A 19,328-nucleotide genomic window follows, 5' to 3' on the forward strand; every position below is an offset into this window, starting at 1 on the left:
GGCACGCCCGTGCCGTCCCCCCTTTCGCCGTGCCCCTTGCCATCCCCTTTTGCCATCCCCCCTTTTTGCCATCACCCCTTTGAGCGAGCCGAGGAGACCGAGGAGACCATGAAGACCCGACGACCCGCTTCCGGGCGGTGGATCGAAGGCTGGGACCCGGAGAACGAGGAGCAGTGGGAACGCTCCGGTCGCCGGATCGCCCGCCGCAACCTGGTGCTGTCGGTGCTCTCCGAGCACATCGGTTTCTCGGTGTGGAGCATGTGGTCGGTCCTGGTGCTGTTCATGTCACCGGAGATCGGCCTCGGGTTCACCCCCGGGGAGAAGTTCCTCCTGGTGGTCGTGCCCACCCTGGTGGGGGCGGTGCTGCGGCTGCCCTACAGCTACGCGGTGACCCGCTTCGGGGGCCGCAACTGGACGGTGTTCGCCTCGACCGTCCTGCTCGTGCCGGCCGTCCTCGCCTTCGTGTTCGTCCAGCGCCCCGGCACCCCGCTGTGGGTGTTCCTGCTGATCGGGGCCACGGCCGGGGCGGGCGGGGCCAACTTCGCCTCCTCGATGACGAACATCACCACCTTCTTCCCGCAGCGCCGGCAGGGCTGGGCCCTCGGTGTCAACGCGGGCGGAGGCAATCTCGGGGTCGCGGTGGTGCAACTGCTGGGCCTGCTGGTCATCTCCACCGTCGGCGACACCCACCCCGCCTACGTGGCGGCCGTCTACCTGCCTCTGATCGCGGTCTCGGCGCTGCTGTCGGCCCTGCTGATGGACAACGTCGACGCGGTCCGCGCGGAGCCCGGCGCCCTGCGGGAGGCCGCCGCCAACCGACACACCTGGTGGATCTCCTTCCTCTACATCGGCACCTTCGGCTCCTTCATCGGCTACGGCTTCGCCTTCGGCCTGGTGCTCCGCTACGAGTTCGGCTCGACCCCGCTGGAAGCGGCCTCGTACACCTTCATCGGCCCCCTCCTCGGCTCGGTCTCGCGCCCGCTGGGCGGCAAACTGGCCGACCGGTGGGGCGGCGCCCGCGTCACCCTGTGGTCCTTCGTGGCCCTGGCCCTCGGCACCGCCGGACTGCTGCTGGCCTCGTGGGCGCAGTCCTTCGGGGCGTTCGTCGCCGCGTTCACGGTGCTGTTCGTGCTCAGCGGCCTCGGCAACGGCTCGACGTACAAGCTGATCCCGGCCGCGGCGGCCGCCGAGGCCGAGGCCACCATCACCTCGGGCGGCGAGGCCACGGCGGCGTTCGCCCGCGCCCGCCGGATCTCCGGCGCCACCATCGGCATCGCCGGCGCGGTCGGCGCCCTCGGCGGCGTCGCCATCAACCTGGCCTTCCGTTCCGCCTACGAGGGCGAGGGCGGCAGCGGCACGGTCGCCTTCGCCTGCTTCCTCGGCTACTACGCCCTGTGCATGGCCGTCACCTGGTACGTGTACCTGCGCCCCGCGCGGCGTACGCCCGGCGTCCCGGCGCCGGCGCGGGAACCGAGGCCGGCCCATGTCCGTTGACCTGACAGCCTCCGTCCCCGTCCCCGCTCCCGCCGCCGGCACCGCCGTCGGGCCCGACACCGCCGGCACCGCGACGCACTGCGCGTACTGCGCGCTCCAGTGCGCGACCGTCCTCGCCCGCGAGGGCGACGGGGTCACCGTGCGGCCCGCCGACCCCGCCGAGGGCGGCCTGTGCCGCAAGGGCTGGACGGCCCCCGAGGTGCTGCGCGCCCCGGACCGCCTGCGCACCCCGCTGCTGCGCGGCCCCGACGGGGAACTGGCCCCCACCGACTGGGACACCGCGCTGGACTTCGTCGCGGACCGGCTGCGCGCGCTGCGCGCCGGGCACGGCGCCGACGCGGTGGCCGTGTTCGGCAGCGGCGGCCTGACCAACGAGAAGGCCTACCAGCTGGGCAAGTTCGCCCGGGTCGCCCTGGGCACCAGTCGGATCGACTACAACGGACGCTTCTGCATGTCCTCGGCCGCGGCGGCCGGGAACGCCGCCTTCGGGCTCGACCGGGGCCTGCCGTTCCCCACCGCCGACCTCGGCCGGGCCGACGTGATCATGCTGGCGGGCGCCAACCCCGCCGAGACGATGCCGCCGTTGATGCGGCACCTGACGCGCGCCGACCTCATCGTCATCGACCCGCGCCGCACCCGTACCGCCGAACTGGCCGCACTGCACCTCCAGCCGGTGCCCGGCACCGACCTGGCCCTGGCCCTGGGCCTGTTCCACCTCGCCGTCACCGAGGGCCTGCTCGACCGGGCCTACCTCGACGAGCGCACCTCCGGCTTCGACGCGGCCTGGCAACGCGCCCTGCCCTGGTGGCCCGAACGCGTCGAGGCCGTCACCGGGGTCCCCGTCGCCGACATGCGGCGGGCCGTCACCATGCTGGCCGGGGCCGGACGCCGCTACGTGCTCACCGGGCGCGGCGCCGAACAGCACAGCCGGGGCACCGACACCGTCGCCGCCTTCGTCAACCTGTCGCTGGCCCTGGGCCTGCCCGGCCGCGAGGGCAGCGGCTACGGCTGCCTGACCGGCCAGGGAAACGGGCAGGGCGGGCGCGAGCACGGGCAGAAGGCCGACCAGCTGCCCGGCTACCGGACGATCACCGACCCCGCCGCGCGGGCCCACGTCGCCGGCGTGTGGGGCGTGGACCCCGACTCGCTGCCCGGACCGGGACTCGACGCCTACCGTCTCCTCGACTCCCTCGGAACCCCCGGCGGACCGAAGGCCCTGCTGGTCTTCGGCTCCAACCCCGCCGTGTCCGCCCCCCGCGCCGGCCACGTCGGCGAGCGGCTGGCCGCCCTGGACCTGCTCGTCGTCGCCGACTTCGTCCCCTCGGAGACGGCCCTCCTGGCCGACGTGGTCCTCCCCGTGACCCAGTGGGCCGAGGAGGAGGGCACCCTGACCAACATGGAGGGCCGGGTCCTGCGCCGCCGACCCGTCCTGCCCCCGCCGCCGGGGGTGCGCACCGACCTGGAGGTGCTGCGCGAACTGGCGGTGCGCCTCGGGCAGGATCCCGCGCGCTTCCCCGCCGCCCCGCGCCTCGTCTTCGAGGAGCTGCGCCGGGCCTCGGCCGGGGGCCGCGCCGACTACGCGGGCGTCAGCTGGGAACGGCTGGACGCGGGCGAGGAGTTGCACTGGCCCTGCCCCGCACCCGACGCCTCCGGCACCCCGCACCCGGGCACGCCCCGGATGTTCCTGGACCGCTTCGCGCACCCCGACGGACGGGCCCGCTTCGCGCCCGTCGAGTACCGGGGGTCCGCCGAGGAACCGAACGCCGAGCTGCCGCTGTACGCGACGACGGGCCGCGTGCTCGCCCACTACCAGTCCGGGGCCCAGACCCGCCGGGTGCCCGAACTGGCCGCCGCCGCACCGGAGGCCTTCGTCGAGGTGCACCCCGACACGGCCGGCCGCCACGGGCTCACCGAGGGCGCCCTCGCCCGGGTCGTCTCGGCGCACGGGGCCGTCGTCGCCCGCGTCCGACACGCCCCCGACCTGCGCACCGACACCGTCTTCGTGCCCTTCCACTTCCCGGGCGAGGGTCGGGCCAACCTGGTGACCGGGGCCGCGCTGGACCCCGTGAGCGCCATGCCCGAGTTCAAGCTCGCCGCCGTGCGCGTCGAACCGCTGCGGGGGGCGTCGTGAGCACCACCGCCGCCGTGCCGTCGGCCGGAGCGGGGGCGGGGACCGGGGCCGGGGCCGTGGTCGTCGTCGGCAACGGGCCCGCCGCCCACCGGTTCGTGGAGGCCCTGCGCCGCCGGGGCCACCGGGGGCCGGTGACCGTGCTCGGGGCCGAGCCCACCCCCGCCTACCACCGGCCCCTGCTGCTCTCGGTCCTCGACGGCACGCTGCCGGCGGGGGCCCTGGCCCTCGCCCCGCCCCCGGACGGCGTGAGCGTGCGCACCTCGACCGCCGTGACCGGCGTCGACCGGCGCCGCCGCCTGGTGCGCACCGCCGACGGCGCCGACCACCCCTACGACACGCTCGTGTTGGCCACCGGCTCCCGGCCCCGGTCTCCCGGCTTCGAGGGCCCCGACGTGCGCGTCGCGCGCACCCTCGACGGGGCCGCGCCGCCCGCCGAGGGCCCCGTGGTGATCGCCGGCGGCGGCCTGCGCGGCATCGCGACCGCCGCCGCCCTGCGGCGCGCCGGGCACGAGGTCACCCTCGTCCACCCCGACCCGCGCCTCGCCCACCGCGACCTGGACGCGGCCGCCTCCGCCGTCGTCGCCGCGGCCCTGGAACGGGCCGGGGTGGTGCTCGAGACGGGGCGGCGGGTCGTCGGCCGGGAGGAGGGCAAGGCCCTCCTGGACGACGGCCGGCTGTCCGCCGCTTCGACCCTGCTGGTGTGCGCCGGCGAGGTCCCCGAGACGGGGCCCGCCCGGGCCGCGGGCCTGCCGGTGCGCCGGGGCGTCCTGGTGGACGAACGGCTGCGCACCGCGGACCCGTACGTCCGCGCCATCGGCGACTGCGCCGAGCCCGCCGGACCGTACCCGGAGGCGGCCGCGGGCCCCTCCCTGGCTTCCGCGTGGGAGCAGGCCGAGGCCCTCGCGACGCTCCTCACCGGCGGCGACGCCGCCCACCGGCCGGCCCGCCGCGTGCTGCGCCCGGACATCGCGGGCCTGGACCTGACGGTGGTCGGGCCGCGCGGCGCCCTGCTCGCCGAACCGGAGCCGGGCGAGGAGAGCGTGACCCTGTCCGACCCCGCCCGCGGCCGCTACGCCCGCCTCCTGCTGCGCGGGGAGCGGATCCACGCCGGGATCGTCGTCGGCCTCCCGCGCGCCGGCGCCGCCGTCGGACGGCTGTACTCCGAGGACCGCCCCGTGCAGAGCGACCGACTGGCGCTGCTCCTCGGCACCGCCGGGGGCTACGCCGCGTCCGGGGAGCTCCCGGACACGGCCGTGGTCTGCCAGTGCAACGGCGTGACCGTGGGCACCCTGAAGCTCGCCTGGCGCGAGGGCGCGCGCGAGCCGGCCGACCTGGCCGCGGCCACCCGCGCCACCACCGGCTGCGGCACCTGCGGACCGGCGGTGGGCCGGCTGTGCGAGCGACTCGCCCGCACCCCCGGCGCAGCCGGGACCGCCGAAGCCGAGGCCGGCGACACCCCCGACACCGGCGCGGACCCCGCACACCCCACGGAAGGACGCGCGAGCGCATGAAACGCACCCTGGTCGTCGTCGGGTACGGGATGACGGCGCACCGGCTCGTCGAACACCTGCGGGCCGGTGACCGCTCCGCCCGGTGGCGGGTCGTCGTGGCCGCCGAGGAATCGCGCCCCGCGTACGACCGCGTGGCGCTGTCCTCGTACCTGGACGGCAAGAGCGCCGAGGACCTCACCCTGGCCGGCCCCGACGTGGGCCTCGACCCGCGGATCGACGTCCGGCTGTCCTCCCCCGTCGTCTCCGTGGACCAGGGGGCCCGTACGGTCACCTTCGCCGACGGCTCCCTCGTCCGCTACGACGCGCTCGTCCTGGCCACCGGATCGCGGCCCTTCGTCCCGCCGGTGCCGGGCCACGACCTGCCCGGCACGTTCACGTACCGCACCTTCGACGACCTCGACGCCCTGCGCGAGGCCTCCGCGCCCGGTGAGGCCGGAGTGGTCATCGGCGGCGGACTCCTCGGGCTGGAGGCGGCCCAGGCGCTGCGCTCCCTGGGCATGCGCCCGCACGTGGTGGAGCTCTCCCCGCACCTGATGCCCCTCCAGATCGACGAGGGCGGCGGCGCGGTGCTGGCCCGGCTCGTCGGGGAGCTGGGCATGCGGGTGCACTGCGGGGTGAGCGTCGCCTCCGTGGACGCCGGCCCGGACGGCCGGGTGCGCGGGGTGACCCTCTCCGACGGCACGGTCCTGGAGGCCCGGGCCGTGGTGTTCTCGGCGGGGGTGCGCCCCCGCGACGAACTCGCGGAGCCGGCCGGTCTGGAGCGCGGCGAGCGCGGGGGCTTCCTGGTGGACGCCTTCTGCCGCACCGCCGACGCCCGCGTCTGGGCGATCGGCGAGTGCGCGGCCGTCCTGGGGCGCTGCCACGGGCTGGTGGCCCCCGGCTACCTGATGGCCGAGAGCGTGGCCCGTCAGCTCCTGGCGGGGCCGCCCGCGGCGCCGTTCCCGGGCGCGGACACCTCGGCGAAGCTGAAGGTGTTCGGGGTGGAGGTGGCCGGTTTCGGCGACGTCCACGGCCGTACGGAGGGCGCGTTGTCCTTCGTACGGGAGGACCGGGCGGCGGCCACGTACGCCAAGCTGGTCCTCTCCCCCGACGGCCGTACCCTGCTCGGCGGCGTCCTGGCCGGTGACGCGCACGCCTACGGCGAGCTGCGCGCGATGCTGGGCCACGAGCTCACCGGCCCGCCGGAACTGTTGCTGGCCTGACCCGAACGCCCCGAAGCGGCGCCCCCCTTGTGCGACGGGGGCGCCGCTTCGGCATGTCCGGACCCGCTCCGCGGGCGCCGGCCGGCCGGGGAACCGGGCCCCGAAGGCCCCGGGAAGGCCCGGGAAGGCCTCTCTACGCGCCGGCGACCACCAGACGGTAGCCGTAGTCGACGGCCTCCCGGTCGAGGAGCCCGGCGTGCCGGCGGTGCCACAGGCCCGAGTCGAGGTCCGCGCGCAGCCGGTCCATCGCCGGTTCCACGACGGACGGCGGCAGTTGGGCGAAGGTGGAGCTCGCCAGGCGGATCGCGGGGTCGAGGTAGGACTCGGGCCGGCGCCAGTGGGCGGTCTGGAAGGCGTCGGTGAAGTCGTGCGGGATCGGGAAGGGCAGCACGGTGTGCGCGTCCAGCGCGTCGACGATCTCGGCCAGGGGCGTACAGCGGGCCTCGTCGAGCGCGCCGATCTCCGGTAGGTACTCCTCCAGCCACAGCCATGGCCGGTGGGCGGGGTCCCAGGTGAAGACGACCTGTTTGCGGGCCACCCGCCGCAACTCGGCGAGCCCGCGGTGCGGATCGGTCCAGTGGTGGACGGTCAGGACCGCCATGGCCGCGTCGAAGGCGCCGTCGGTGAAGGGCAGTCGTTCCGCCCGCGCCTTGATCCTCGCCGGCCCCGGGTGCTGGTCGAGCATGACCCCGGAGGGGTCGACGGCCGTGACGTCGGTGCCCTCGGGTTCGTAGGAACCGGCGCCCGCGCCGACGTTCACGATGCGGCGGGCCCCCTCCAACGCCTTTCCGATCAGGGCGTGCAGGCGGGGGTCGGGGCGCCGGACCCGGCTGTAGCCGGTCCCGATGCGGTCGTAGACGGCCCGCGTCGGGCCGGGTGTGGTGGTGTCCATGGGGCAAGCCCACCACGGCGGCCCCGCCGGGCGACGGGCCTGTGACGCGAACCTCACGACCCGCGGCGCGACCGGGGCCCGGACACGCGAAAGGGCCGGACGCGACTTCGGTGTCGAAGTCGCGTCCGGCTGTCCGCCCCGCCCGCGGGGGACGGTGGTGTACGGGGCGGACGATCAGTGGGCGGCCGCGGTCTCGCGCTCCGCGGCCTGGTCGGTGGCGGCGGCGGGGGTTCCGCCGCGGCGACCGACGAACAGGAGGGTGACGAGGGCCAGACCGGCGCCGATGTACAGGACGCTGACGGTGGCCAGGTTGTCCACCGCGAAGCCGCCGAAGAGGGCGCCGAGGGCGATGGAGAGGTTGAAGGTGGAGACGTAGAGGGAGGACGCGGCCTCGGTCGCCTCGGGGGCGGCGTCGAGGATCCAGGTCTGGAAGGTCACCGGCACGGCGCCGTAGCCCAGGCCCCACAGGACCAGGATGATCGCGGCCGTCAGGGTGGTGTTGCCGACGAAGGCGAGGAGCAGCATGGCCACGGTGAGGACCACCGCGATGCCGACGACCGTCTGCCGCAGCCGCTTGGCGATCAGGGCGCCGGCGATGAAGTTGCCCGTGATGCCGGCGATGCCGAAGACCAGGAGCAGGACGCCGATCATGCTGTCGCTGACGCCGTCGTCCTGGAGGAGCGGACGGACGAAGGTGTAGGCGAGGAAGTGGCCGGTGATGACGAGGAAGGTGATGGCGATGCCGATGCGGACGCCGGCGTTGGACTTCCAGACCTTGGGCAGGTCGCCGAAGGTGATGGTGCGCTCGGCGGGGACCTTCGGCATCAGGAACAGCATGGCGACGAGGGCGACCAGGCCCAGTCCGCCGACGGCGGCGAAGGCGGTGCGCCAGCCGGAGAGGTCGCCGAGGAAGGTGCCGGTGGGCACGCCGAGGACGGACGCGGTCTCGACGCCGCCGAAGATGACGGCGGTGGCGCGGGCCACGTGTCGTTCGGGCACGAGGCGCAGGGCGATGCCGCCGGCGATGGACCAGAAGCCACCGACGCTGATGCCGATGAGGAAGCGGGCGACGAGGACGACGGCGAAGCTGGTCGCGAAGGCGGAGGCGAGGTTCGCCAGGCCCACGATGGCGATCAGGATGACCAGGACGAGCCTTCGGTCGAACTTCCCGGTGGCGACGGTCACCAGGGGGGCCGAGATCGCGGCGACCAGACCGGGGATGGTCACCATGAGGGCCGCGGTGCCCTCGGAGACGTCGAGGGCGGAGCCGACCGGCGTGAGCAGGCCCACGGGCAGCAGCTCGGAGGTCATCAGGGAGAAGATGCCGAGGGTCACCGCCAGGACGGCGAGCCAGCCGCGGAGCGCGGACGGCTCCTTCTGGGGGGTGTTCGGTACGGATTCGAGCGTGGTCACGGTGTCATTCCTTCGTCGGCGGTCCCCCTCAGGTGCCGGGAGACGGAATTCGGGGTGGTGCGCGGGGACGGGTGGTGCGGGGGTGCGTGGAGCGGGGGTGCGTCGTACGGGGGCGGGTCGCGCGGAGGCGTTCCGTTCGGCGGTCCGCGGTGGGTGGTCGCGTCCCGCGGGGGTGTGCGGGCATGACGGGGGCGGTGGCCTGGCCGATCAGGCGGAGGCCACCGCCCTGGTGCGTCGTTATGGGGTCTGGAAGGGTCGTGGACCGGGTGGCCTACTCGGTTCCGGGGGTCTTGCGGGTGGTGGCGTTCATCCGGTTCCACACGTTGGTGGTGAAGATGAGGGCGATGATGTGGGCCAGCTCCTCCTCGCCGAAGTGGCGGGCGGCCTCGTCGTAGACGGAGTCCGGGACACCGTGGGGCAGGAGGGTGACGGCCTCGGTCAGGGCGAGGGCCGCGCGCTCCTTGACGGTGAAGAGGCTCGACTCCTCCCACGCGCTGAGCTGGTAGATCCGCTCCTCGGACTCGCCGCCCTTGCGGGCGTCGCCCGTGTGGTAGTCGATGCAGTACGCACAGCGGTTGATCTGCGAGGCGCGGATCTGGATGAGCTCCAGGAGGACCGGGTCGATGCCCTGGCGGGAGGCCCCGTCGAGGGCCAGGACGGCCTTGAAGATCTTGGGGGCGACGGCGGAGAAGTTCATTCGCTCAGGAACCTGAAAAGTTGTCATGTGAAGAATCTAAGGGCCCAATCGGCCCCGAGTAGGGTTCATTCCCATGCAGAGATCATGGGTCAATTCCCCTTCCGACGAACCCTCCGAACAGCCCGCCGAGGACCCCGCCGAAACGGCCTCCGCCCCGCTGACCCGGGCCGCCGCGCAGGCCCTTCCGGAGCCCCCCGGCACCGGCAGTGACCTGCACCTGGAGCTGACCGGCGAGGGCAGTCTGCGCAACCGGCTGATGCACGCGTTACGCGAGGCCATCCACTCGGGCCGGCTGGCCCCCGGCACCCGGTTGCCGCCCTACCGGGCCCTGGCCGTCGACCTCGGGATCGCCCGCAACACCGTCGCCGACGCCTACGCCGAGCTGGTCGAGGAGGGCTGGCTGTCCGCCCGCCAGGGCTCCGGGACCCGGGTCGCCAAGCGGGCGACGCCGCTGCGGGGCGACACCGCGCGCGGCCCGGCCCGGCCCACCCACCGGCGTACCGTCCACGACCTGATGCCCAGCTCGCCCGACGCCTCCGCCTTCCCCCGCACCGCGTGGATCGGCGCCGCCCGCAGGGCCCTGGCCGCCGCCCCGCACGACGCCTTCGGGGTCGGCGACCCGCGCGGCCGGATCGAGCTGCGCCGCACGCTGACGGAGTACCTCGCACGGGTCAGGGGCGTACGGACCTCCGCGGACCGGATCGTGCTGTGCGCCGGGTTCGCGCACGGACTGGGGCTGCTCGGGCAGGTGTTGGAGGGGCCGATCGCCGTGGAGTCGTACGGGCTGGGCTTCCACCGGGAGGTGCTGGAGGGGGTCGGGCTGGAGACCGTGCCGCTGACCGTGGACGACAGCGGGGCGTGCGTCGAGGAACTCCCGGGGACGAAGGCCCGCGCGGTGCTCCTGACCCCGGCCCACCAGTTCCCCACCGGCGGGCCGCTGCACCCCGAGCGCAGGGCGGCGGTGGTGGACTGGGCACGGGCGAGCGGTGGAGTGGTGGTCGAGGACGACTACGACGGCGAGTTCCGCTACGACCGCCAGCCGGTCGGCGCCGTCCAGGGCCTGGACCCGGACCGGATCGTGTACATCGGCTCCGTCAGCAAGAGCCTGTCGCCGGCGCTGCGGCTGGGCTGGATGGTGCTGCCGGGGTGGCTCGTGGACGACGTGCTGGCCGTCAAGGGCTCGCGCGAGATGTGGTCCGGGGTGACGGACCAGCTCACCCTCGCGGAGTTCATCTCCTCGGGCGGCTACGACCGCCACCTGCGCCGGATGCGGCAGATCTACCGGCGCCGGCGCGACCTGCTGGCGGCCCGGCTCGCGGCGGAGGCGCCGCACGTCAACGTGAGCGGGGTCGCGGCCGGGCTGCACGCCGTGCTGGAGCTTCCCCCGGACACCGAGGAGGCCGCCCTGCGCGCGGCCCGCAGGCAGGGCCTGGCCCTGGACGGGCTGAAGCCCTACCTGCACCCGGACAGCTCCATGACCCCGCGCGACGGGTTGGTCATCGGCTACGGCACCCCGCCCGACCACGCCTTCGCCGCGGCCCTGGACGCGCTGTGCCTGGCCCTGCCCGATCCGCCGCAGGGGCCGGAGGAGCCCGACGAGCCGGTGCCGGTGCGCCGGCGGGGCTGAGGGGCCGCGCGCGGGCGGCCAGCCGGGGAGGCCGCCCCGGGGCTGCCGCGCGGCCGCCGGAGGGCCGTCAAGAGGCGCCGGAAGGCCGGTGCGAGGCGCCCAGGGGCTTGCGCGCGGCCCGGGGCCGCCGGGGGGGGGCTGCCGCCGGGCACCCGGAGGCTTGCCGCGAGGTGCCGCGAGGCCGCCGGAGCGCGTTCGAGGGGCCCGTGAACGCGCGAGCGCCGCCTCCCGGTGTTCGGGGAGGCGGCGCTCGGGGCGGTGCGGTCGTACGGCGGTGCGGTCGTACGGCGGTGCGGCGGTGCGCGCGGGGATCAGGCCTTCAGGAGTGCCTGGCCCAGTTCCGCGTCGAGGCGGTCGAGGTCCTCGGTGTGCCCGTGGGCCGCGATGTGGCCGTCGGGGCGGATCAGGAGGTAGCCCGGGTGGTCGCACAGGGCTCCCGCGCCGGGCAGGGCCGGGGTGGCCCGCAGGATCCGCAGGCCCGGCCAGGGCGCCGCGGCCGCCTCCGCGGCGGCCGCCCAGGCGGTGTCACGGGCGGGCGGGCGCAGCAACAGCGTCCAGCCGGCGGGTTCCGTGCCCGGCCCGGCGAGGCCCAGGGCGAGGGCGGCCGGGCGGGGGAAGACGGAGCCCGCTCCGAGCCCGCCGGGCAGGCGGTCGCGTACCCGACAGGCACCGGTCGAGGGCCCCTGTGTGGGGCGGACCGGGGTGTAGGCCAGCCGCCGCCCGGCCATGACCGGGGCGTAGAGGCGGGCCGCGGCCCCCGAGTGGTCGAGCAGCCGCATGGCGGCGTCGCGCAGGACGACGCGGCGGCGGGTGCGGGCGGTGAGGGCCCGCGTGTGCAGGTCGGTGTCGCGGACGATCCGGCCGGTGGCCTCGATCCGCTCCCGGCCGTAGCTCTCCAGGAGGCTCGCGGGGGCTTCCCCGGCGAGGACGGCGGCGAGCTTCCAGGCCAGGTTGTGCGCGTCCTGGAGGCCGTTGTTCATGCCCTGCCCGCCGGCCGGGCTGTGCACGTGGGCGGAGTCCCCGGCCAGGAAGACCCGGCCGCGCTGGAACTCGGTGGCCCGTCGGGCGTGCACCCGGAAGACGGTCTCCCACACCGGTTCGGTGATCCGTACCCCGTGCGGGCCCCGGGTGTCGATCAGGGCCTGCATGTCGGCGCGGGTCAGGCGGGTGCCCTCGGGCATGACGGACAGGAACCGGAAGACGCCGTCGGGCTGCGGGACGACGACCAGGGTGCCGGAGGTGCTCTGGTAGTAGGAGATCTCGTCCGGCGGCAGGTACCCGTCGATGCGGGTGTCCAGCAGCGCGAAGGCCATCTCGTACGTGGACCCCTCGAAGCCGATGCCCAGCTGCCGGCGGACGTCGCTGCCGGCGCCGTCGGCGCCGATGACGAACGGGGCGGCGAACCGTTCGACGAGGCCGTCGCCGTGTTCCAGGACGGCCGTCACGGTGCCCCCGGGCTCGATCCGCCCGGAGTAGTCGACGTCCTCCAGGCACAGCAGGCGCACGCCGCGTTCGATCTTCCCGCCGAGGGAGTGCAGCCGCTCGGTGAGGATGCGCTCGGTCTCGGGCTGCGGGAGTTGGCGGGCGGCCAGCGCGTCGGTGAAGGTCAGCGAGGCGACGGGCTGCCGGTCGGAGAAGTAGCGGAACGCCCGGACGGGGACGGAGGCCGCCTCGACATCCTCACCGACGCCGAGGTCGGTGAGGATGTCGCGGACCCGGGGCCACAGGGACAGGGCCTTGGGGACGGAGGCCGCCTCCGCGGCCCGGTCGACGATGCGGACCCGTACGCCGCGCCGCAGCAGTTCGCAGGCGGCCAGCAGACCGGTGGGGCCGGCTCCGACGACCAGGACGTCCACGTCGGCGGGGGTGCTCACCGGGCGGCCTGTCGCTTGAGGCGCGCGCTCAGCTCGATGCGCTGGACCTTCATGGTGGCGGTGCGGGGCAGCTCGGAGAGCTTCATCTGGACGGGGGCGGCGAGCTGGGGCCATTCGGCGACGGCGGTGCGCCAGCGGTCCAGGTCGAGCGGCAGGTCGTCGCGGGTGCTGACGACGGGGACGCCGATCTCCCCCGGGCCGGGGACGACGACGAGTTCGGTGATCTCGTCGAGCCGGCCGATGACGGTGTCCTCGATCTCCAGGGTGGAGGCGATGCCGGGGATGGAGTCGACCTCGCGGTCCAGCAGGTGCAGGCAGCCCTCGTCGGTGCGGTAGCCGAGGTCCATGCCGCGCCACCAACCGCCGTGCACCTGGGTGTCGTAGCGCTCGCGCTCGCCGAAGTAGCCGAGGGCCCGGCCGGCGGCCTGGACGTCGATGTAGCCGGGGTTCTCGCGGGTGACAGGCTGTCCGTTGCGGCTGACGAGACGGAACTTGGTGTCGGAGGGGAAGGAGTGGCCCTGGCAGCGGCCGTCGGCGCCGAGGGCGGTGGCGCGGGTGAAGCCGCGGCCGACGAGCGGGCCCGTCTCGCTCTGCCCGTAGATCTGGTAGAAGAGCGGCGAGCTGCGGTCGGTGGCGTGCAGCAGCTTGTGCATGGTGCTGGGGTGGATGGCGTCGAAGGTGGTGCTGAAGTACTTGACGTTGGCCAGGGGACGCAGCGGGTGCTCGGTGAGGACCTCCCACTCCATGAAGGAGTTGGGGTGCGACTCGATGAAGCCGGGGCGGGTCTCGGCCCACAGCTTCGCGGCGTGCTCGGGCTCGGCGTCGTTCATGATGACCATCGGGTTGCCGCGGGGCAGCAGCACGGCGAGGGCCAGCGGCATGCGGGAGTGGACGTAGCTGACGTGCAGCGCGACCGTCTCGTGCTCGCGGATCATGTCGAAGAGCTTGGCCTGGGGGCGGTAGCGGCCGTGCAGGGTGCGGGCGGAGTGGACGACGAGCTTGGGCAGGCCGGTGGTGCCCGAGGTGTGCGTCATCAGCGCCGGCAGGTCGAGGTGCGGGACGACGGGGGCCTGGCGCGGGGAGCCCGCGAGGTCGGCGAGGGAGACGGTGCCGGGGCGCGAGCCCGCGACGATGATCACCTGGGCGGTGATCTCGGCCAGGGGGGCGTCGGCGAAGGAGCCGTCCAGCTTGTCGGTGTCGGTGACCAGGAAGGGGGCGCCGAGGCGGCGCAGCAGGGCGAGCACGCTGTCGGCGTCGAGGTAGGGCGAGAGCTGGACCGGCACCGCGCCGAGGCGGGCCACGGCGGAGGAGACGATGTTGATGTCGAAGCCGTTGGACTTGTGGATGGCGACGTGCTCGCCGCGGCGCACGCCCGCCGCGTACAGCCGGGCGGCGGTGTCGTCGATGTGCTCGGCGAGTTCGGCGAAGGTCATGCGGCGGCCGGCGTCGGGGAGCAGGTCCAGGTCGTGGTCGAGGATGATCAGCTGGTCGCCGTGGTCCTCGGCGGCGCGCTCGGCCACGAGTCCCATGTAGAGGCCCTTGTCACTGCCGTTGACGGGAAGCATTGCGGAGCTCCTTCGGTGCGGGGTGCGCGGTGGAATGGGTCGGTGTACGGGGTGTACGGGGTGTACGGGTCAGACGAGGTCGTTGAGCAGGGACTCGACGATGCGGACGCCGTCCCGCGTGAGTACGGACTCGGGGTGGAACTGGACGGAGGCGAAGTGGGGTCCGCGCAGGGCGTGGACCTCGTCGGTGGCGGGGTCGCGGCTGACCTCGACGACGCCGACGCCCTCGCACTCGACCTTCTCCTCGGCGCTGCGGGCGGCGAAGGTGTTGTAGAAGCCGACGTGTTCGGTGTGGCCGAACAGCTTGATCTTTCGCTGGACGCCCTGGTTGGGGGTGTCGCGGCGGGCGAGTTCGAGGCCCAGTCGGCGGGAGAGGACCTGGTGGCTGAGGCAGACGGCGAGGAAGGGCCGCTGTCCGGCGAGGAGCCGGTGGATGTCGCCGGTCAGCCGGTCGATCTTGGGGTGGGCGGTGTCGCGGGGGTCGCCGGGGCCGGGGCCCATGACGACGAGGTCGTGCGCCTCCAGCTCGTAGGGCTCGTCGAACCGGCTGACCGTCACCTTCAGCCCCATGGAGCGCAGTTGGTGGGCGATCATCGAGGTGAAGGTGTCCTCGGCGTCCACGACGAGCACGGACCGGCCGGCCAGTCGGGCCCGGGGCAGGGCCCGGTCGGCCTCGCCGGCGAGCCAGTAGCCGGCGATGGAGTCGTTGCGGCGGGCGAGGGCGGCCCGTACGTCGGGGTGGGTGGAGAACCCGCCGACGCGGTCGGCCTCCAGGGCGGCGAGCAGGCCGGCCGCCTTGGCCTTGGTCTCGGCGACCTCGGACTCGGGGTCGGAGTGGCGCACGAGGGTGGCGCCGACGCCGATCCGGACCCGGCCGGAGTCGTCGATGTCGGCGGTGCGGATGAGGATGGCCGAGTCGAGCGCGGGCGCGCCGTCGTCGTCGCGGCCGATGAGGGCGGCGACGCCGCTGTAGTAGCCGCGTCCCTGGGGTTCGTAGCGGCTGATGACCCGGGAGGCGCTCTCCAGGGGGCTGCCGGTGACGGTGGGGGCGAACATGGTCTCGCGGAGGATCTCGCGCGGGTCCCGGGTGGTGTGGCCCTCGATCAGGTACTCGGTGTGCGCGAGGCGGGCCATCTCCTTGAGGTAGGGGCCGACGACGCGGCCACCCCCCTCGCAGATGCGGGCCATCATCTTCAGTTCCTCGTCGACGACCATGTACAGCTCGTCGGTCTCCTTGCGGTCCGCGAGGAAGTCCATGACCTGCGGCAGCGTGGGGCCGGTGGCGGGGTAGCGGTAGGTTCCGCTGATGGGGTTCATGACGGCGGTGCCGGCGTGGACGCTGATGTGCCGTTCGGGGGTGGCGCCGACGAAGGTGCGGCCCCCGGTGTGGGCGACGAAGGTCCAGTAGCCGCCGGACTCCCGCTCGAGCAGCCGGCGGAAGAGGGTGAGCGCGTCGTACGGGGTGTAGCCGTCGATCTCGGTGGTGAAGGAGCGCTTGATGACGAAGTTGGCGCCCTCGCCGGTGCCGATCTCGTCCGCGATGACGCGGCGCACGATGTCGGCGTACTCGGCGTCGTCGATGTCGAAGCCGCCTCCGGAGAGCCGGATGGGCCGGTCCTCGATGCGGGCGACGGCCTCGGCGAGGGGGAGGCGTTCCTGGGCGGTGACGGTCAGGGCGATCAGCGGGGAGCCGTCGTCGGGGGCCTCGAAGCCGCGTTCGGTGATCTGTCGGAACGGTACGAGGACCAGTGCCTCGTGCCGGCCGCCGGAGCCGGGGGCGGGCGGGGTCTCGTCCAGGGGGACGGCGGCCAGGGTCTCGGGGTGGGACACCTCGCCCACCAGGATCTCCAGGATCCCGGGCCCGGTGGTCTCGGGGCGGTGCAGCAGGGCGAACGGTGGTGGCTCGGGGGCCAGGATCCGGGCGAGGAGGTCCTGTCGGTCGGCGCTCACGCGAGGACCTCCTTGGCGGTGGTGACCACGGCGCAGCGCTGGGCGGCGTAGGTGAGGGTCCGGTGGTGGTCCTCCTCGGTGAAGTCGGCGAGGGCGTCGGCGACGAGGAAGGTCTCGATGTCGTGGCTGAAGGATTCGACGGCGGTGGCCAGCACCCCGACGTGGGCGTACACCCCGCACACCACCAGCTGGTCGCGGCCCGAGTCGCGCATGCGGGCCAGCAGGTCGGTGTGGTGGAAGGCGCTGTAGCGCCACTTGGTGAGCATCCAGTCGTCGGGGCGGGGGGCGAGGGGGTCGACGATCTCGCGGTCGGACCGCGAGGTGCGCATCCCCGGTCCCCAGAAGTCCTTGAGCAGTCCGCGCTGTCGGTCGGTCATCCCGCCCGGCTGGGCGGTGTAGGCGACGGGGACGCCGAGTGCGGCGCAACGCTCGCGCAGCAGGGTGGCGTTGTCGACGAGCTCGGTGCGCAGGGGCTCGGGCAGGGGGGCCAGGAAGTAGCGCTGCATGTCGTGGACCAGCAACACGGCGCGGTCCGGGTCCACGGACCAGGTGGCGGTGTTGAGGGGCAGGTCCCCCGATGTCGGCATCGGGTAGGCCTCGATGGTCGGGATGCCGGCCATGGCCGTCCTCTCGTTGTCTCGTGAAGAACGCGGAAGGAAGGGGGGCGGTCAGGCGCCGAGGGTGGCGCCGCCGTCGACGGTGAGCGTGTGCAGGGTGATGTGCGAGGCCTCGTCGGACAGCAGGAAGACGACGGCGTCGGCGATGTGCCAGGGCTGGGCGAGGCGGCCGAGCGGGATGCCCACGCGGAACGTCTCGCCGTTGCCCTGGATGGAGGCCGTGGGTCCGGACTCGTCGTGCCACATCGAGCGGAGCATCGGGGTGTCGGTGGAGCCGGGGGCGACCACGTTGCAGCGGATGCCGTGGCGGGCGACCTCCAGGCCGAGGCTCTTGGTGAACATGGTGGCCGCGGCCTTGGAGGCGGCGTAGGCGGACATGTCGCTGCGCGGGGTGCCGGCCGCGTTGGAGGCCACGGTGACGAGGGAGCCCCCGCCGCGTTCGGCCATGCGGTTGACGACGGCGCGCGAGACGTGGAAGACACCGGTCGCGTTGACGGCGAAGGTGGCGTTCCAGTCCTCGTCGGTGAACTCGCGGGCCTGGCCGAGGCGCAGGACGCCGGCGGCGTTGACGAGGTGGCCGATGGGGCCGAGTTCGCGTTCGACGGTCTCGACGGTGCGCTCGACGTCGGCGCTGTCGGTGACGTCGGTGGGGTAGGCGGTGGCCTTGACGCCCTGGGCGTTCAGTTCCTCGACGGCCCGGGCGAGCTGCTCGGGGTCGCGGTCGACGGCGGCGACGAGGACCCCGCGCCGGCCGAGTGCCTGGGCCACGGCGCTGCCGATGCCGCCGGCGGCGCCGGTGACCAGGGCGATGGTGCCGTCCATGCCGTCCATCAGTAGCTCCAGCTGGACACGACCGAGATGGCCTGTCCGGGGTTGAGGCGCGGGTCGCAGTGACTGGTGTAGAACTCGCCGACGCGGTCGATGGCGCTGGGGTCGGAGACGCATTCGGTGACGGCGTCCGGCGTGGTCTCCAGGTGGAAGCCGCCGGCGACGCCGCCGGCCTCGGTGACCGCGAAGTGGAAGGCGACCGCCTCGCGTTCGACGGTGGCGACGTAGCGGGTCTTGTAGCCGTCGGGGGTGCTGACGGTGTTGCCGTGCATCGGGTCGGTCAGCCAGATCACCGGGTGGCCGGCCTCGCGGACGGCGGTGACCAGGGGCGGCAGGGCGTCGGGCAGCGCGTCGGCGCCCATGCGGGAGATGAGGGTGAGGCGGCCGGGCTCGCGGTGGGGGTCGAGGCGTTCGCACAGGGCGAGCAGCTCGGCCGGGGTCATGTTGGGGCCGACCTTGCAGGCGACCGGGTTGCTGACGCGGGAGAGCAGTTCGACGTGCGCGCCGTCGACCTGACGGGTGCGCTCGCCGATCCAGGGCCAGTGGGTGGAGGCCAGCATGGTGCCGCCCGCGTCGTCGGGGCGCAGCATGGAGACCTCGTAGTCGAGGAGCAGGGCCTCGTGGCTGGTCCACACCCTGGCGTCGATTCCGGCGCCCGCGGCGCCGGCGCGCCAGCCGAGGTTGCGGATGACGTCGTCGGCGGCCATGTAGCCGGTGAGCAGGCGCAGCGGGTCGGGGCGGCGGCTGTCGGGGTCGGCCTCGGGCCCGTTGACCATGTGGCCGCGGAAGACGGGCAGTTCGACGCCGTCGACGTCCTCGGTGGGCTTGGAGCGGGGCTTGGCGTACTGGCCGGCGATCCGGCCGACGCGCAGGACGGGCTTGCCGGTGATCAGGCGCAGGGAGCCGGCGAGCAGGTCGAGGACGGCGGCCTTGCGGGAGACGTGGTCCGGGGTGCATTCGGCGGGGTCCTCCGCGCAGTCGCCGACCTGGACCACGTGGGCCTGGCCCGCGGCGACGCGTGCGAGGAGGCCGCGCAGGGTGCGGACGTCCTCGCCGTCGACGAGGGGGGGCCGGACCAGGAGTTCCTCGCGCACCCGGCGCAGTTGTGCGGGGTCGTCCCAGTCCGGCTGCTGTAGCGCGGGTTTCAGCCGGATGCCGATGTCGGCGTTGTCCACGGAGTTCCTCCGAGTAGATGGGCGGGGCGGCGCTCGCGCGGACGGTGCGCGCGGCGGCGGAGTGAAGGAGAGGGGGAGCGCGAGGAGCGGAGCGGTACGGAGCCGTGCGGAGCGCGAGGGGGCTCCGGGACCCGGCGGTGCGAAGGGGCCGGGTGTCTCGTGGTGCGAAGGGGGCGCGTGCCGGGGCGGCCGGGTGGGGGCCGTGCGGCAGCGCCGGCGCCTGCCGTGGGGGAACGGCGGCGGGGTGGGGCGACGGGCGCCGGGAGGGAGGTTCCCGGCGCCCCGTGGTGCGGGGCGGGGCCGAGCCGGCGGGGACGGCGCCGGCGTGGACGTCGGCGTCCCGGCCCCGCCG

Annotated in this window: 14 protein-coding genes; 5 read left to right on the forward strand and 9 right to left on the reverse strand. The window is 74.5% G+C overall.

Annotated elements, in window-relative coordinates; genetic code table 11:
• The first annotated feature begins 108 nt into the window (after positions 1–108).
• Genes ACZ6ZI_RS07485 through ACZ6ZI_RS07500 form a run of 4 tightly spaced genes read left to right on the forward strand, consistent with a single transcriptional unit; the run spans position 109 to position 6,338 of the window.
• The gene (locus tag ACZ6ZI_RS07485) at positions 109–1,494 is read left to right on the forward strand and encodes a nitrate/nitrite transporter (protein WP_469517375.1); all 1,386 of its coding nucleotides are present in this window, start codon (positions 109–111) and stop codon (positions 1,492–1,494) included.
• A complete protein-coding gene (locus tag ACZ6ZI_RS07490) occupies positions 1,484–3,625 on the forward strand; it encodes a molybdopterin oxidoreductase family protein (RefSeq protein ID WP_469517378.1) in 2,142 nt (713 codons plus the stop codon). The genes ACZ6ZI_RS07485 and ACZ6ZI_RS07490 overlap by 11 nt, the downstream gene beginning before the upstream one ends.
• Positions 3,622–5,136 (forward strand): FAD-dependent oxidoreductase, encoded by a 1,515-nt coding sequence (locus ACZ6ZI_RS07495; protein WP_469517381.1) that lies wholly within the window; start codon positions 3,622–3,624, stop codon positions 5,134–5,136. Before ACZ6ZI_RS07490 ends, ACZ6ZI_RS07495 begins: the two co-directional genes overlap by 4 nt.
• Positions 5,133–6,338 (forward strand): NAD(P)/FAD-dependent oxidoreductase, encoded by a 1,206-nt coding sequence (locus tag ACZ6ZI_RS07500; protein WP_469517385.1) that lies wholly within the window; start codon positions 5,133–5,135, stop codon positions 6,336–6,338. The genes ACZ6ZI_RS07495 and ACZ6ZI_RS07500 overlap by 4 nt, the downstream gene beginning before the upstream one ends.
• Before the next feature lie 133 nt (positions 6,339–6,471).
• Here the strand turns inward: ACZ6ZI_RS07500 and ACZ6ZI_RS07505 are convergent, their stop codons facing one another.
• The 3 genes from ACZ6ZI_RS07505 to ACZ6ZI_RS07515 form a co-directional block, all read right to left on the reverse strand.
• The gene (locus ACZ6ZI_RS07505; RefSeq protein WP_469517388.1) at positions 6,472–7,230 is read right to left on the reverse strand and encodes a class I SAM-dependent methyltransferase; all 759 of its coding nucleotides are present in this window, start codon (positions 7,228–7,230) and stop codon (positions 6,472–6,474) included.
• A 174-nt stretch (positions 7,231–7,404) separates the two neighbouring features.
• Positions 7,405–8,643 carry an MFS transporter gene (locus ACZ6ZI_RS07510; protein WP_469517391.1) on the reverse strand — a complete coding sequence of 413 codons (1,239 nt, stop codon included), beginning with the start codon at positions 8,641–8,643 and terminating at the stop codon, positions 7,405–7,407.
• A gap of 271 nt (positions 8,644–8,914) precedes the next feature.
• Positions 8,915–9,367, reverse strand: a complete 453-nt coding sequence (locus tag ACZ6ZI_RS07515) for a carboxymuconolactone decarboxylase family protein (protein ID WP_469517394.1) — start codon at positions 9,365–9,367, stop codon at positions 8,915–8,917.
• A gap of 46 nt (positions 9,368–9,413) precedes the next feature.
• Here ACZ6ZI_RS07515 and pdxR point away from each other — a divergent pair, with 46 nt between their 5' ends.
• Positions 9,414–10,967, forward strand: coding sequence for a MocR-like pyridoxine biosynthesis transcription factor PdxR (gene pdxR / locus ACZ6ZI_RS07520; RefSeq protein WP_469517398.1), 1,554 nt, complete (start codon positions 9,414–9,416; stop codon positions 10,965–10,967).
• Positions 10,968–11,278: 311 nt separating this feature from the next.
• On the opposite strand, the gene ACZ6ZI_RS07525 is transcribed toward pdxR, so the two are convergent.
• From ACZ6ZI_RS07525 to ACZ6ZI_RS07550, 6 genes are all read right to left on the reverse strand, one after another.
• Positions 11,279–12,841 carry an FAD-dependent monooxygenase gene (locus ACZ6ZI_RS07525; RefSeq protein WP_469517402.1) on the reverse strand — a complete coding sequence of 521 codons (1,563 nt, stop codon included), beginning with the start codon at positions 12,839–12,841 and terminating at the stop codon, positions 11,279–11,281.
• Positions 12,838–14,406 (reverse strand): class I adenylate-forming enzyme family protein, encoded by a 1,569-nt coding sequence (locus tag ACZ6ZI_RS07530; RefSeq protein ID WP_469517405.1) that lies wholly within the window; start codon positions 14,404–14,406, stop codon positions 12,838–12,840. The genes ACZ6ZI_RS07525 and ACZ6ZI_RS07530 overlap by 4 nt, the downstream gene beginning before the upstream one ends.
• 69 nt (positions 14,407–14,475) lie before the next feature.
• Positions 14,476–16,356 (reverse strand): anthranilate synthase family protein, encoded by a 1,881-nt coding sequence (locus ACZ6ZI_RS07535; protein WP_469517407.1) that lies wholly within the window; start codon positions 16,354–16,356, stop codon positions 14,476–14,478.
• Positions 16,353–16,976, reverse strand: a complete 624-nt coding sequence (locus ACZ6ZI_RS07540; protein ID WP_363055376.1) for an isochorismatase family protein — start codon at positions 16,974–16,976, stop codon at positions 16,353–16,355. The genes ACZ6ZI_RS07535 and ACZ6ZI_RS07540 overlap by 4 nt, the downstream gene beginning before the upstream one ends.
• A gap of 48 nt (positions 16,977–17,024) precedes the next feature.
• Entirely contained in the window at positions 17,025–17,795 is a 771-nt protein-coding gene (locus tag ACZ6ZI_RS07545; RefSeq protein ID WP_363055403.1) for a 2,3-dihydro-2,3-dihydroxybenzoate dehydrogenase, read from the reverse strand.
• 8 nt (positions 17,796–17,803) lie between these two features.
• Positions 17,804–18,976, reverse strand: a complete 1,173-nt coding sequence (locus ACZ6ZI_RS07550; protein ID WP_363055375.1) for a 3-deoxy-7-phosphoheptulonate synthase — start codon at positions 18,974–18,976, stop codon at positions 17,804–17,806.
• Positions 18,977–19,328: the final 352 nt, after the last annotated feature.

It is taken from the genome of Streptomyces sp. NPDC103540 (assembly GCF_055584445.1).

Excerpts from the sequence above, each read along its gene's own strand:
- ACZ6ZI_RS07485 (WP_469517375.1), top strand. The coding sequence starts at position 109 with ATGAAGACCCGACGACCCGCTTCCGGGCGGTGGATCGAAGGCTGGGAC.
- ACZ6ZI_RS07490 (WP_469517378.1), top strand. The coding sequence starts at position 1,484 with ATGTCCGTTGACCTGACAGCCTCCGTCCCCGTCCCCGCTCCCGCCGCC.
- ACZ6ZI_RS07500 (WP_469517385.1), top strand. The coding sequence starts at position 5,133 with ATGAAACGCACCCTGGTCGTCGTCGGGTACGGGATGACGGCGCACCGG.
- ACZ6ZI_RS07505 (WP_469517388.1), bottom strand. The coding sequence starts at position 7,230 with ATGGACACCACCACACCCGGCCCGACGCGGGCCGTCTACGACCGCATC.
- ACZ6ZI_RS07515 (WP_469517394.1), bottom strand. The coding sequence starts at position 9,367 with ATGACAACTTTTCAGGTTCCTGAGCGAATGAACTTCTCCGCCGTCGCC.
- pdxR (WP_469517398.1), top strand. The coding sequence starts at position 9,414 with ATGCAGAGATCATGGGTCAATTCCCCTTCCGACGAACCCTCCGAACAG.
- ACZ6ZI_RS07530 (WP_469517405.1), bottom strand. The coding sequence starts at position 14,406 with ATGCTTCCCGTCAACGGCAGTGACAAGGGCCTCTACATGGGACTCGTG.
- ACZ6ZI_RS07540 (WP_363055376.1), bottom strand. The coding sequence starts at position 16,976 with ATGGCCGGCATCCCGACCATCGAGGCCTACCCGATGCCGACATCGGGG.
- ACZ6ZI_RS07545 (WP_363055403.1), bottom strand. The coding sequence starts at position 17,795 with ATGGACGGCACCATCGCCCTGGTCACCGGCGCCGCCGGCGGCATCGGC.